General features: G+C 53.8%; 14 protein-coding genes and 2 pseudogenes. 9 read left to right on the top strand and 7 right to left on the bottom strand.

Annotation, left to right across the window (positions count from 1 at the left end; all coding sequences use genetic code 11):
- Positions 1-4 precede the first annotated feature (4 nt).
- The 3 genes from ALO43_RS05025 to ALO43_RS05015 are packed head-to-tail and all read left to right on the top strand — an operon-like array spanning position 5 to position 2,326.
- Positions 5-739: a DUF484 family protein gene (locus ALO43_RS05025; protein ID WP_054997209.1), complete on the top strand. Its 735-nt coding sequence runs from the start codon at positions 5-7 to the stop codon at positions 737-739.
- 2 nt (positions 740-741) lie between these two features.
- Positions 742-1,641: a tyrosine recombinase XerC gene (gene xerC, locus ALO43_RS05020; RefSeq protein WP_054997195.1), complete on the top strand. Its 900-nt coding sequence runs from the start codon at positions 742-744 to the stop codon at positions 1,639-1,641.
- On the top strand, positions 1,634-2,326 hold the full coding sequence (locus tag ALO43_RS05015; protein ID WP_005887780.1) for an HAD family hydrolase: 693 nt from the start codon (positions 1,634-1,636) through the stop codon (positions 2,324-2,326). Before xerC ends, ALO43_RS05015 begins: the two co-directional genes overlap by 8 nt.
- A gap of 74 nt (positions 2,327-2,400) precedes the next feature.
- Here ALO43_RS05015 and sutA read toward each other — a convergent pair whose 3' ends face one another.
- The 4 genes from sutA to glnK form a co-directional block, all read right to left on the bottom strand.
- The gene (gene sutA / locus ALO43_RS05010; RefSeq protein ID WP_005887778.1) at positions 2,401-2,733 is read right to left on the bottom strand and encodes a transcriptional regulator SutA; all 333 of its coding nucleotides are present in this window, start codon (positions 2,731-2,733) and stop codon (positions 2,401-2,403) included.
- Between the two features lie 103 nt (positions 2,734-2,836).
- Positions 2,837-3,256: a secondary thiamine-phosphate synthase enzyme YjbQ gene (locus ALO43_RS05005; protein WP_005887776.1), complete on the bottom strand. Its 420-nt coding sequence runs from the start codon at positions 3,254-3,256 to the stop codon at positions 2,837-2,839.
- A gap of 242 nt (positions 3,257-3,498) precedes the next feature.
- A complete protein-coding gene (locus ALO43_RS04995) occupies positions 3,499-4,836 on the bottom strand; it encodes an ammonium transporter (protein ID WP_005887772.1) in 1,338 nt (445 codons plus the stop codon).
- Positions 4,837-4,870: 34 nt separating this feature from the next.
- Positions 4,871-5,209: a P-II family nitrogen regulator gene (gene glnK / locus ALO43_RS04990; RefSeq protein ID WP_002555808.1), complete on the bottom strand. Its 339-nt coding sequence runs from the start codon at positions 5,207-5,209 to the stop codon at positions 4,871-4,873.
- 415 nt (positions 5,210-5,624) lie between these two features.
- Here glnK and ALO43_RS04985 point away from each other — a divergent pair, with 415 nt between their 5' ends.
- Positions 5,625-5,906, top strand: a complete 282-nt coding sequence (locus tag ALO43_RS04985) for an accessory factor UbiK family protein (protein ID WP_005887770.1) — start codon at positions 5,625-5,627, stop codon at positions 5,904-5,906.
- Between the two features lie 33 nt (positions 5,907-5,939).
- Here the strand turns inward: ALO43_RS04985 and ALO43_RS31310 are convergent.
- A pseudogene (locus ALO43_RS31310) lies at positions 5,940-6,017 on the bottom strand (addiction module antidote protein, HigA family); the annotation flags it as partial.
- Between the two features lie 90 nt (positions 6,018-6,107).
- Between ALO43_RS31310 and ALO43_RS04980 the strand changes: the two are divergent.
- Complete coding sequence (locus tag ALO43_RS04980; protein WP_024668938.1) at positions 6,108-6,731, top strand: hypothetical protein; 624 nt, start codon at positions 6,108-6,110, stop codon at positions 6,729-6,731.
- Between the two features lie 15 nt (positions 6,732-6,746).
- On the opposite strand, the gene ALO43_RS04975 is transcribed toward ALO43_RS04980, so the two are convergent.
- A complete protein-coding gene (locus tag ALO43_RS04975; protein WP_081023913.1) occupies positions 6,747-7,376 on the bottom strand; it encodes an AraC family transcriptional regulator in 630 nt (209 codons plus the stop codon).
- Here ALO43_RS04975 and ALO43_RS04970 point away from each other — a divergent pair.
- The 3 genes from ALO43_RS04970 to ALO43_RS04960 all read left to right on the top strand — a co-directional run bounded on the left by ALO43_RS04970 (position 7,278) and on the right by ALO43_RS04960 (position 9,095).
- The gene (locus tag ALO43_RS04970; protein WP_054997193.1) at positions 7,278-7,952 is read left to right on the top strand and encodes an SDR family oxidoreductase; all 675 of its coding nucleotides are present in this window, start codon (positions 7,278-7,280) and stop codon (positions 7,950-7,952) included. The genes ALO43_RS04975 and ALO43_RS04970 overlap by 99 nt on opposite strands.
- Before the next feature lie 178 nt (positions 7,953-8,130).
- Positions 8,131-8,607 carry an antitoxin Xre/MbcA/ParS toxin-binding domain-containing protein gene (locus ALO43_RS04965; protein WP_081023905.1) on the top strand — a complete coding sequence of 159 codons (477 nt, stop codon included), beginning with the start codon at positions 8,131-8,133 and terminating at the stop codon, positions 8,605-8,607.
- Positions 8,604-9,095, top strand: a complete 492-nt coding sequence (locus ALO43_RS04960) for an RES family NAD+ phosphorylase (RefSeq protein WP_024668935.1) — start codon at positions 8,604-8,606, stop codon at positions 9,093-9,095. The genes ALO43_RS04965 and ALO43_RS04960 overlap by 4 nt, the downstream gene beginning before the upstream one ends.
- A 382-nt stretch (positions 9,096-9,477) precedes the next feature.
- Here the strand turns inward: ALO43_RS04960 and ALO43_RS04955 are convergent, their stop codons facing one another.
- Complete coding sequence (locus ALO43_RS04955; RefSeq protein WP_235662568.1) at positions 9,478-11,862, bottom strand: AAA family ATPase; 2,385 nt, start codon at positions 11,860-11,862, stop codon at positions 9,478-9,480.
- Between the two features lie 126 nt (positions 11,863-11,988).
- Between ALO43_RS04955 and ALO43_RS04950 the strand changes: the two are divergent.
- Positions 11,989-12,398, top strand: a pseudogene (locus ALO43_RS04950) (magnesium chelatase domain-containing protein); the annotation flags it as partial.
- Positions 12,399-12,410: the final 12 nt, after the last annotated feature.

Below are 12,410 nucleotides of genomic sequence, written 5' to 3'. Positions count from 1 at the left end.
CATGATGACCGATCAGCCTCCAGCTTCAACCGGCACCCCCCGCGAATCGCCCGTCGATGCCGCAGCGCCAGACCTTGAGGCAGAAGCGGTCATCGCTTTTCTGCTGGAACACCCGGAGTTCTTTGCCGAGCACGACGAGCTGCTGGTATCGATGCGCATTCCTCACCAGCGTGGTGACACCGTCTCGCTGGTCGAGCGGCAGCTCAAACTGTTGCGTGAACGGAACATCGAAATGCGCCATCGCCTGTCGCAGTTGATGGACGTCGCACGGGACAACGATCGCCTGTTCGAAAAAACCCGACGCCTGAACCTTGCCCTGATGGACGCCACCAGCCTGGACGAGCTTGTCATCGCAGTGGAAGACAGTTTGCGCCAGGACTTTCAGGTGCCCTTCGTCAGCCTGATCCTGTTCAGCGACACCCCGATGCAGGTAGGTCGCTGGGTCAGTACTGTCGACGCGCAGAAAGCCATCGGCGGTCTGATTGGCGACAAGATCATTTGCGGCGCGCTGCGTGAGCATGAGCTGGCCTTTCTGTTTGGTGAAGAGCAAGGCAAGGAAGTCGGCTCGACCGCTATCGCCAGCCTCAACCATCTGGGCCTGCATGGCGTGCTGGCAATTGGCAGCCGTGATCCGCAGCACTACAAAAGCTCCGTCGGCACGTTGTTTCTCAGCTATATCGCTGACGTGCTGAGCCGTCTTCTGCCCCGTTTCGCCCATTCGTTACGCTCGGTCCGCTAGCCGTGGAACAGCACCTGGACGCGTACTGCATGCACCTGCGCAGTGAGCGCCAGGTGTCGCAGCATACGCTTGAAGCCTACCGACGCGATCTGGGCAAGGTTCTGGCGTATTGCCAGAAAGCCCAACTGTCGAGCTGGAATGAGCTGGATATCCAGCATCTGCGCAGCTTTACTGCCCGCCAGCACCAACAAGGCCAGTCTTCACGAAGCCTGGCGCGAATGCTGTCGGCGGTGCGTGGCTTCTACAAATACCTGAACCGTGAGGCCATCTGCGCACACGATCCTGCCAATGGCCTGTCTCCGCCCAAGGGCGAACGCCGCTTGCCCAAGACACTCGACACCGACCGCACCGCGCAATTGCTGGACGGTGGCGTTGAAGATGATTTTCTGGCGCACCGCGATCACGCCATTCTGGAGCTGTTCTACTCATCAGGCCTGCGCCTGTCGGAGCTGACCGGCCTGAACCTTGACCAGCTAGACCTTAGCGATGGCCTGATACAGGTTCTGGGCAAGGGCAGCAAAACCCGTGTGCTGCCTGTCGGCAGCAAGGCACGTCGGGCGCTGGAAACCTGGCTGCCGCTACGCGCGCTGGCCAACCCGCAGGACGATGCGGTGTTCGTCACCCGGCAAGGCAAGCGTCTCGGCCCACGGGCGGTTCAGGTCAGGCTCAAGGCGGCTGGCGAGCGAGAGCTGGGGCAGAATCTGCACCCGCACATGCTGCGTCATTCTTTCGCCAGTCACCTGCTGGAATCGTCCCAGGACTTGCGCGCAGTGCAGGAGCTGCTCGGCCACGCTGACATCAAAACGACGCAGATCTACACGCACTTGGACTTTCAGCACCTGGCGACTGTCTATGACAACGCCCACCCGCGCGCCAAACGTAAAGGATCTGCAGATGATTAAGCTGGTGACGTTCGATCTTGATGACACGCTCTGGGACACAGCCCCAGCCATTGCCAGTGCCGAAGCCATTTTGCGTGACTGGCTGACAGAACATGCGCCGAAGCTGGGGCCGGTCCCCGTCGAACACCTGTGGGAAATCCGCTCGCGGCTGCTGGCGGCAGACCCCTCACTTAAGCACCGGATCAGCGCGCTGCGTCAACGTGTGTTGTTTCACGCCCTTGAAGATGCCGGCTACGACTGCGACGAAGCGCAAAGCCTCGCCGATGAGAGCTTTGAGGTCTTCTTGCACAACCGTCACAAGGTGCAGATTTTTCCGGAGGTGCAGCCCACTCTGGAAATCCTCGCCAAGACTTTTACCCTGGGCGTGATCACCAATGGCAACGCCGATGTACGGCGACTGGGGCTGGCAGACTACTTCGCCTTTGCCCTGTGCGCCGAAGACCTCGGCATTGGCAAGCCAGACCCGGCGCTGTTCCACGAGGCACTGAGGCGCGCAGACGTTGATGCCTCGGTGGCAGTGCATGTCGGCGATCACCCCAAAGACGATATTGCAGGCGCACAGCAGGCTGGCATGCGCGCGATCTGGTACAACCCGCAGGGCAAGGTCTGGGACGCAGACCGCCTGCCGGATGCCGAGATACACAACCTGTCGCAACTGCCGGAGGTATTGGCGCGCTGGGCCTGAAACCGGCATGAAACGCCCACAATAGAAAAAGCCCGCAGCGACGGCGGGCTTTTTCTCATACAGCGTCTGTGCCCTTAAATAGGTCGGCTGCCGTATTTGTTGTCAGGCTTCTTGGGCGGATCGGCGACCACATTGGCCTCCACTTCCTGCACCTTGCCGCCGCGCGCCAGGAATTCTTCCATGGCACGCGCCAGAGCATCACGCTCCTTGTTTTTGGCTTCTACGCTAGGCAACTCCTCGACCGACACTGCGGCCTTGGCCTTGCCTTTGGCGGGTGCTGCCGGAGCGTCGGAGTCGTCTGGCTCAGCAGACTCGTCTTCCGGGGAAGCAGCTGCAAGCTCCTCACCGTCCTCTTCGCCTTCCAGGTCGTCTACCAGATCGTCGTTAGTATCGTCGTCGTCGCTCATGTTCTACCTCATGACTTGCGAAAGCTGATTAGTTATAGCCCAAGCGCCGGGAACTGCTATGGCGATCGGAAAAATTCAACACCGCTGACAGCAGCGGCGATGTCTACTCACCCTGAAGGGTGGCGAGGACGTTACGAGACCCACCAGCATCTCGATGTTCGCCCAGGTAAATACCTTGCCAGGTGCCCAGCGCCAGTCGACCCGCCGTGACCGGCAAAACCAACTGGCAGCCCAGCAAACTGGCCTTGAAATGCGCTGGCAAGTCATCAGGGCCTTCGTCGTCATGTTCGTAGCCGTCCACGCCCTGAGGCACCAGACGGTTGAAAAAACGCTCAAAGTCACGACGTACCGCCGGGTCGGCATTTTCGTTGACGGTCAACGAAGCCGAGGTATGTTGCAGCCATACATGCAGCAACCCGACGCGACAATCCCGCAGCTGGGGCAAGCCTGCGACTATTTCGTCAGTCACCAGATGGAACCCGCGGGGCCTCGCCCGCAAGGCAATCCTGGATTGATGCCACATACCGTTCTCCGCACCTTCGGCGCGCATTCTAACTCGACTGAGAAAAAAGCAAAGCGCGCAATAAACCGGCTTCCCTGCAAGTTAACGAAGACTGCTGCAGCATCGTCACCTGCTCTGCGTCACGTCGCCGAAATCATTGACACAGGCAAGATCAATGACAGCAAAACGGCGCGGTTTATCCGCAAACTTCAGACAAAAAAAATGCCCGGAGACCGGGCATTCTTTTTTGCATCGCCAGCGGGTTACAAGTTGTAGCCACGCTCGTTGTGTTGCGCAAGGTCCAGACCGACAGACTCTTCCTCGTCGGTGACACGCAGACCCATCACCGCATCCAGCACCTTTAGGATGATGAAGGTCACGATCGCGGTGTAGACGACGGTGAACGCAACGCCCTTGAACTGAATCCAGACCTGAGCACCGACGTCGGTCACGGTGCCGAAGCCACCCAGTGCCGGCGCGGCAAACACGCCAGTCAGGATTGCACCGACGATGCCGCCGATACCGTGCACGCCGAACGCATCCAGGGAGTCGTCATAGCCGAGCTTGCGCTTGAGGCTGGTGGCGCAGAAGAAGCAGATGACGCCTGCTGCCAGACCGATGATCAAAGCGCCCATCGGGCCGACTGTACCGGCGGCCGGGGTAACGGCGACCAGACCGGCAACCACACCCGATGCGATGCCCAGAGCGCTTGGCTTGCCGTGGGTCAGCCACTCGGCGAACATCCAGCCCAGTGCGGCAGCGGCGGTAGCGATTTGCGTGACCAGCATTGCCATACCGGCTGTGCCGTTGGCCGCTGCGGCAGAACCTGCGTTGAAGCCGAACCAGCCCACCCAGAGCATTGCTGCGCCGATCAGGGTGTAACCCAGGTTGTGCGGAGCCATCGGCGTGGTAGGGAAGCCTTTGCGCTTGCCCAGTACCAGGCAAGCCACCAGACCGGCCACACCGGCGTTGATGTGCACCACAGTGCCGCCTGCGAAGTCGAGAACGCCCCAGTCCCACAGCAGACCACCAACGCCGCCCCAGACCATGTGGGCGATAGGTGCGTAGACCAGAGTGAACCAGATACCCATGAAGATCAGCATCGCGGAGAACTTCATGCGTTCTGCGAAAGCACCGACGATCAGCGCGGGGGTGATGATTGCAAAGGTCATCTGGAAGGTGACGAACACCGCCTCAGGGAACAATGCGGCAGGACCGGTAATGCTCGCCGGCGTGATGCCCGCCAGGAACGCTTTACCCATACCGCCAAAGAAAGAGTTGAAATTGACGACGCCCGCTTCCATACCGGTTGTGTCAAACGCAATGCTGTAGCCGTAGACGACCCAGAGGATGCTGATCAGACCGGTGATAGCGAAACACTGCATCATCACAGACAGGATGTTTTTCGAGCGAACCATGCCGCCGTAGAACAGCGCGAGGCCGGGAATGGTCATGAACAGGACCAGAGCGGTCGCGGTCAGCATCCATGCGGTGTCGCCAGAGTTCAGCACCGGCTCGGCCACTGGATCAGCCGCCAGGGCAAGACCAGGTATTGCGAGGGACAACAGGGCACCTAGCCCTGCGAATTGACGCAGAGTCATATTGTTTTCTCCTGGGGCGTTGGGGTTTGGCGGCTTAAATTGCGTCTGTATCGGTCTCGCCGGTACGGATGCGAATGGCCTGTTCCAGATTGACCACAAAAATCTTGCCGTCACCAATCTTGCCGGTGTTGGCGGCCTTGGTTATGGCTTCGATGACACGATCCAGATCCTTGTCATCGATAGCGACGTCGATCTTCACTTTTGGAAGGAAGTCGACAACGTATTCAGCACCGCGGTACAGCTCAGTGTGACCCTTCTGACGCCCGAAGCCTTTGACTTCAGTGACGGTGATGCCCTGCACGCCGATCTCGGACAACGACTCGCGCACGTCATCCAGTTTGAACGGCTTGATGATGGCAGTGACTAGCTTCATGAAAACTTTCTCCCGAATTTGGTGGACTTGCCCCAGGAAAACAAACCCGACTCAAGTCTAAGCGCAGTGCCTGGCTTTGTAACGTGTCGGCCGCCTGATCAGGCCAGACCAACGCCAGAAGACCGCGTATGACGAAACATCCCCGCTCCGCCTGCCGCACTGCATTCGTCACAGCGACTGCATCAGTGCATGGGTCATAAGCCACTAAGCAGAAAGCTTGCCATCTCGTGAATATTCATTGAATACAGGTTCTTGGGCAGGTTTTGCGTGGTCAGAGCGGTGTCGCAATGAAGCGAATGCACAGCAATGGTGCCCGCGTGCACGTCACAGCGCCCCATAAACGTGCACATCACACCTGAAAATGACTATAGACACTGCGTGTTACACTGCCGCCATCTGTTTCAGGGAAATCATCATGCTCGCACCCAAAGCCTTTCTCGACGCCCTCAGCGGCCACGCCTCCCGCCTGTTCAACGGCGAAACGCCAGTGCCCCGCAGCGAATTCGAAACCCAGTTCAAGGCCCTGCTGCAAAGCGGCTTCAGCAAACTTGATCTGGTCAGCCGCGAAGAGTTCGACAGCCAGATGGCCGTCCTCGCCCGCACCCGCGCCCGCCTTGAAGCGCTGGAGGCCAAAATGGCCGAGTTGGAAGCGAAGACAGGCGCGACTGAAAAAACTGAGGCTGAAAAGGCTGAGTAAGGTTTTGCTGGCTACGCTGACTGGTGAGTGTCATCAGGCGCAGCGGGCCAGACACCTGACTTGCTCACGAATCTGCGCGCCCTTCTCGATCTCTGCCTTGCGCAGATTGTGCGTAGGCGTCTCTGTCTATTGATCACCCAAAGACGCTCTTGAAAGCGATCTGTACCTGTAGGTCATTTTTCCTCATCAATGGACTGAAGCATGACGCACAACCTTCCCCTGCTCCGATGGCTCGTAACGGCAACCGTTTCATTCTTTGCCGGCATATCCGCCGCCGCTGACAATTCGACACTGCATTCCGGCAAATACGAGCAATTGTTGCTCGCCGTGACGCCCGAGCATCAAGTCGAAGGCTACTACGCGGAAGAAATAGGCGAAGACCCACCCTTCAGTTGTGCGTTCTATCTAAAAGGCGCTGTCGAGGCCGGGAAAGACGTAACGATAGCGTCTTGGTCTGACGGCGCCTATCCGGGAACACTAAAGCCCTCGACTGATGGTGTGACACTGACCATCGAGCACGGCCAGCAACACTCTGGCTGTCTGAATGTATTGGTGCCGGAAATCGCCACAGGCCTGGACCTGAGCCGCACGGCAAGCAAGCAGTGGATAAGTCTGGTAAAGGTCAAGGCTGACAAGGCATGGCTGCAGAAGACGCCAAATGCCAAAGCCACTCGTGGCTCCTACATCGTCAAAGGTGATGTCGTCGGGGTATTGGCCTTCAAGGATGGCGCGGCCCAGGTTGAGTTCATCAACGCCGATGATCGTTCGTTCACGGGATGGGTCAGTCAGGATCAATATGCGCATCTGACAGCGCCCAGGCAGTGACTGCATGACGCTGCGTCAGACTATCTGACGTACCCGGCTCAGGTCTGTTGAAGGCGGGCAGCCAAATTGGCGGCTGTACTCCCTGCTGAATTGCAAAGGGCTTTCAGAACCGACGCGGTAGCAGGCGCTGGATACATCCAGACCTTCATTGATCATCAACCATCGGGCCTCTTGCAGTCGCAATTGTTTCTGATACTGCAGCGCCAGCGGCGCGAGCATGCCGATGTCTCTGGGTGTATCGAGCAGGCGCACGAGTCGCAGCACCGTATCAAGCAGAAGCTGGTCAATGCGATCCAGAAACAGACCGCGCTGTGGCTCGTCCGATACGCCACTGAGCGGCGCATCGGCAATAAGCCGGGCGATTTGCACAGGGTCGAAATCCAGACGAATACATAGATAAGGTGCGTCGCAACTCGCTTCAATCACCTGCCCGGAAACCGGCACAGTCACCGCGACCACAAGGTAGCTGAGCGGGTCGTACACATACTGCTCATCGCCCAGCCCAACCTCTTTGCGGCCCTGAACAATCAGGCAAAGGGCTGGCCGATGAACAGCATGAATCAATTCGGACGGCGCGTCGGAGCGGATGACGTGCAGCGGCGCACCGAGCGTTTGAAGGCGCTGGCAACAGACATCGAAGCGCAAGGCGGCTCGGTGCGTTTCCGCGCGCTGGACGTCACCGATGCAGCCGACGTGCAGGCATTTGCCGACTTCGCCAAGCGTGAATTCGGCAAGATCGACGTGATCGTCAACAACGCAGGCGTCATGCCCCTGTCGCCACTCGCCTCGCTGAAAATCGCGGAATGGAACCAGATGCTCGACGTCAACATTCGCGGCGTGCTGCACGGCATCGCCGCCGTACTGCCGGGCATGGAAGCACAAGGGCATGGTCAGGTGATCAATATCTCGTCCATCGGCGGCCTCGCCGTTTCCTCGACCGCCTCGGTGTACTGCGCCACCAAATTCGCTGTCTGCGCCATCTCCGATGGCCTTCGGCAGGAAACCGACAAAATTCGCGTTACGGTCATATGCCCCGGCGTGGTCGAGTCAGAACTGGCCGACTCGATTTCAGACGAAACGGCGCGTGAAGCAATGAAAACGTTTCGAAAAGGTGCGTTGGGGCCGAACGCGATCGCCCGGGCGCTTGTGTATGCGATCAAGCAGCCTGACGGGGTGGATGTAAGTGAGATTGTGGTCAGGCCTTCGGGGAGTGCTTATTGAGGCAGTACAAACAGGGGGACACAGCTTTTTATCGTCCGGACAATATTGCATACAGATAACGAGTTCACGTCTTGTATCGACCGCTCCAGAATAAGGCGCTCAACACGATACCCAATAACCCACATTAAATGCGTCAAACGACGCTATACTTGCGTCAAATGTCACACACGGAGGACGCATGATGGTTTCCGCCAACACACGTAACGTCGAGTCCGCGCCGACCACCCGAAAGCCAACGGAATATCTGCTCAGGACTGACGTGGGTCAGCTCAGTCAGGTCATGGTCTATAAGATGACTGTCAAAGGCTTCGAACTTAAAGACGTACAAGACATGCTGTCGATCTCTGACCTTTATTCGACAAATAAAATCATGAGCCGCATCGTCGGCAAGTCCATAAGGACGATCCAGCGTCAAGGCAGCAGCAAGCAGCCTGTACACCTCAATTCCCAGCAAAGCGCAGTGGCGTTCCAGTACGCGAAGGTTCTGGAGCACGCTATTCATGTTTTCGGTAACCAGAAGCTTGCAGAAGAGTGGCTCGGGCGTCCCTGCAAATACTTGGATGGCGACATACCGCTGGACGTTATCGACAACCCCATCGGGTTCCAGGCAGTCGAAGACTACCTGGAGCGTATCGAGTACGGTGTCTATCAGTGAATCCATTGCCCTGGACTGACTCATGGCGCGCATGGCGGCTTGATCGCGAGATCTACAAGGACAGTTGGGACAGCGGCATTGGTGCTCATAAGCTGGGTGGGCGCTGGAACCCTCCGGGTCGATACGTTGTTTACGCATCGGCTGACCCCTCAACGGCCATCCTTGAGGTAGCAGTGCACGCTGGTTTTGATGCGCTGGATACCGTTCCGCATGTGCTCACCTGTTTCGAAGTACTTGATCAAAGTCTGATCAAAACAGTGCAGCCGGAAGATGTTCCCAACCCTGTCTGGCTGACAAGCGCATCAGCCTCACCGAACCAGCAGAAATTCACCGACGCCCTTCTGGCTAAGCACCCATTCGTGCTTATCCCATCTGCCGTCACACGCCACTCCTGGAATTTGCTGATCAGTTGCGAGCTGGCCAAGGACAAATATCGTGTGATCCATCAGGAACGCTTTGGTCTGGATACGCGGCTCGTGAAGGGTTGAGTCTTCTTCGAATGAGGGGTTACGCCTGCTTGCAGACTCTGGACATAGTTTGAATCCAATTGTCATGCGCTAATTTCTCTACTTCATTTTCGTCTCCACATTGCTGGCCGCTATTACCAGCCGCATGCTCGGTTAGGGAAACGCTGAAGAAGACTTTCATATCTTGTAGAATGTCTGATCTTAATCGCCGAGATGCTTGATGAAGCAGATGACCTTCGCCACCGTCAAGTACGCTGAAAAGAGACTGATCAACCTGATCGAACCTCATTACCCGAGGGCGAGTTGTGATGGCTTTTTTATTCTGCTCGCTTCTTTTGATTTCGATTAAAACCAAACTCCCTGTCAAAGCAGAATTTCAATTCTGCTTTGACAGGGATGTAAGTTACTGAAGATTAGTGCTGTCTAGAAGTGCCTGATATTGGTCAGGGTCTTTTTGTTTAATTGTGTCCAGCACAAAATTTGCTAGCCTAGTAATTTCGGGAACATCGAGAGGCCTCATACTTCTATCGAACATTTCTTCCAGATGCGATAGTTCATTATTAATCCTATTGGCCAAGCTTGTGGCTATTTGGTCTCCTCCAAAAAAAGCTTTCAAATTTTCATCATTAGATTTGTTATTCGGAAACTTGTAAAATAGATAAGCCTCAAGGAATTTTCTGAGATTGTTCCCGAAGTTATAAAATGATTCATGCCCGATCTCTATAGCTGTCGAGTTAGCACAAGCATGTACCTGGCTGAACAGATAGTTAAATTCAGTAACGTACTGCTTCAGGTACTTGGGCATCAACTTCAAATGACTTACATCGTTCGAACGCTCAAGTATAAAGTACTCACAGTCGATTTTGGGCTTGAGGGAATTATCCATCGGCTTGGATAGTTTTTTAAGATATTTCAAGAAGTCTAAATTATGAGTCGAGATGAAAAGCTGATTATATTTGTAGGTGTTTTTTTGATTTGGCATCTTTATTGGACTTGCAAGTACGTGCTCTATGAGGCTATAGACGAAGAAAATATGGTTGCTGTCCAAGCTTGAGATTGGATCATCAATCCATACGACAAGTTCTTTTCCCTGTGTTTCAACGTCCTCTAACTTCGCAATAAAGTAGCAAAAAGCGACGAGACTGCACTCTCCTTCACTGAGATTTTCCGCAGGTAAATCACCGCGAAATATTCTAAAGTTTATTTCTGTTACCGCCTCGTTATCTAACGCTGATAGTTTTAATCCGGTATGACCAAAGTGATTTTCGAGGTAGTGATTTACGCGCTCAGCTCCTCTTCTTTCGTCTTTGAGTTTGTTCTTTAACTTCTGAATATCTTTTTCAAGCTGAAGTATTTCTGTACTTGTCTTGCTTTTGGTATCGGCTTTTGAAGTAATCTCTTCTTTGAAATCATCTATTGCGCCAAGCTCTTTTTTATAGGATATGTCGGTTAAAAATTTTGAAACTTCGTCGAGACGCAATACGCTTCTTGCGGTTGATTGGTCATTGTCTAGGGTTTCCGTTTTTTTGTTGTGTTTTGTTACCATTTCTGACACAAAGCTATAGACTGCATCTATGCTTGAATCTTCCTGTTTTAATATGGGCGTGGGGAATATGCGAAAAATATCGTTAAGACGCAATGACAGTACAGTAGCAATCAATAGTAAGTTATTATCATATTGCTTAACAGACTCTAAAAACTGCTCATTTAGGCCTGAAAACTCTTCATGGTAGGTGCTATAAAAATCTAACTGTTTTATCGGCAACGATTTAAGTATCTGCTCTCGCTCTGTATTGACTTTATCTAAAAGCGCTTGGATGTCCGTCCGCAAGCTGTCGGACTCCTTACTAAAGTGCGCGTCTAATTTTCTCCATAGGTCTGCGGGTATTGGACTACCACAAAAGGCACAAGCTGAACGAATATTTTTATGGCTTTCAATTCCCTCGCGGACCCATTTTTGCAATAAAGCATCATTAATTAAGTCCTGAATGCTTTGTGTCGGCTTAACTTCTTTTTCAAGCAAGATCCGAGCTTCCGCCAAGAACGTGTTTCTTTTATCAATAAATTTTTCACTAAACACTATTTCGGGTTTTGCTTGATCACTCAACAATGTAATTAATTCAGCTTGTTGTTCAGGCATAAGTGTGGGCTGTGGCTTCTTATCTAGAGCGGCAATATCAGCCTTGATGTTAGCAATCGTATACGTGAATTGCCTATAGTTCGGATTTGTTTTTATAGGACCGTTAGCTTTGTCACGAAGTTTGTTATCTAATCCAGTTTGTGCTGCTTTCACTCGGCGTTGAACTGCCGCTAAATCTTCTGACTCTATCTTTAGTCGATTCCGCAGACTACCAATAGTATCTTCTGTTCCGAGCAGACTTTCCTTTTCTTCGATTTCTTTTTCGAGTGCAATGTTCTCATCACCTAAGACAGCAAATGGTTTTATACTTCCGTCAGGATTTGAAAGCCATCGAAGATTATCGTCAACAAAGTCTTTGTTATACACTCTGACGCTGTATTGGCAAGTGTCTAAATTTTGCTGATTTAATAGTTCAGGACCTTCATGTGAGAAGCTGTACTCTGCATTTTGATATTTATCATGCTTCTTTTTTAACTCTAGGCTTCGGACAATTCTTGAAAGACTGGTTTTCCCGGAATAATTTCGGCCATAGATAATGTTCAGCTTTTTAAATTTACCTATGGTCCTGCCTTCATCCCTGACTGAAACGTCCCAGTCAAACTCCTTGAAGACAGCGAAATTCTTAATTTTATTGATTTTTGTGAACACAGCCCGCTCCTTGTGCTTGTCGGTAGTGGCAGATTGTTTGCCCTCTACAATCTGGCACATACGGGGTGCTAATTGAAGGGAGAACATTTTTTGATTTTGTCTGTTAAGTAGCTAGTAAATCGCGCGCAAGAGAGTAGTAACCGGGTGCGCAACGCCATTCTGAATTCCGGACTGGTATACCAGCGCGGTATATCACGCTTCATCTGGCCACGATTGATCTGCCCAAAGATGGCGTTCGGTTTGACATCGCGATTGCGCTGGGTTTGATGGTCACCAGCGGGCAAATGCCTCTGGTTGCGTTGCAGGATGTCGAATGCTTGGGCGAGCAGGCGTTGTGGGGGGCGATTCGGCCTTTTCAGGAGTGTTGCCTACTGCGATGGCTGCGCGAGCGGACGCTGATCATCCCGGCTGTGAATACCGAAAAAGCTTGTCTGGTGTCTGGCGTCGGGATTGCGGTCAATCACTTGCTGGAGCTGGTCGTGCATTTCAACGAAAATGCGGTGATTGCGCCGTCTCAGTCCAGCGGACTGCTGCATTAACCCAAGCCG

Source organism: Pseudomonas tremae, assembly GCF_001401155.1.
Taxonomy (GTDB): Bacteria; Pseudomonadota; Gammaproteobacteria; order Pseudomonadales; family Pseudomonadaceae; genus Aquipseudomonas; species Aquipseudomonas tremae.
Note: the sequence above shows the minus strand (reverse complement) of the source record. Positions and strands in the feature narration are given on the sequence as shown.

What these genes read in the sequence shown, in the direction of transcription:
- ALO43_RS04980 (WP_024668938.1), top strand. Translation starts at nt 6,108, where the DNA reads ATGACGCACAACCTTCCCCTGCTCCGATGGCTCGTAACGGCAACCGTT.
- ALO43_RS04970 (WP_054997193.1), top strand. Translation starts at nt 7,278, where the DNA reads ATGAACAGCATGAATCAATTCGGACGGCGCGTCGGAGCGGATGACGTG.
- ALO43_RS05015 (WP_005887780.1), top strand. Translation starts at nt 1,634, where the DNA reads ATGATTAAGCTGGTGACGTTCGATCTTGATGACACGCTCTGGGACACA.
- ALO43_RS04985 (WP_005887770.1), top strand. Translation starts at nt 5,625, where the DNA reads ATGCTCGCACCCAAAGCCTTTCTCGACGCCCTCAGCGGCCACGCCTCC.
- ALO43_RS04995 (WP_005887772.1), bottom strand. Translation starts at nt 4,836, where the DNA reads ATGACTCTGCGTCAATTCGCAGGGCTAGGTGCCCTGTTGTCCCTCGCA.
- ALO43_RS05005 (WP_005887776.1), bottom strand. Translation starts at nt 3,256, where the DNA reads ATGTGGCATCAATCCAGGATTGCCTTGCGGGCGAGGCCCCGCGGGTTC.
- ALO43_RS05025 (WP_054997209.1), top strand. Translation starts at nt 5, where the DNA reads ATGACCGATCAGCCTCCAGCTTCAACCGGCACCCCCCGCGAATCGCCC.
- glnK (WP_002555808.1), bottom strand. Translation starts at nt 5,209, where the DNA reads ATGAAGCTAGTCACTGCCATCATCAAGCCGTTCAAACTGGATGACGTG.
- ALO43_RS04965 (WP_081023905.1), top strand. Translation starts at nt 8,131, where the DNA reads ATGATGGTTTCCGCCAACACACGTAACGTCGAGTCCGCGCCGACCACC.
- sutA (WP_005887778.1), bottom strand. Translation starts at nt 2,733, where the DNA reads ATGAGCGACGACGACGATACTAACGACGATCTGGTAGACGACCTGGAA.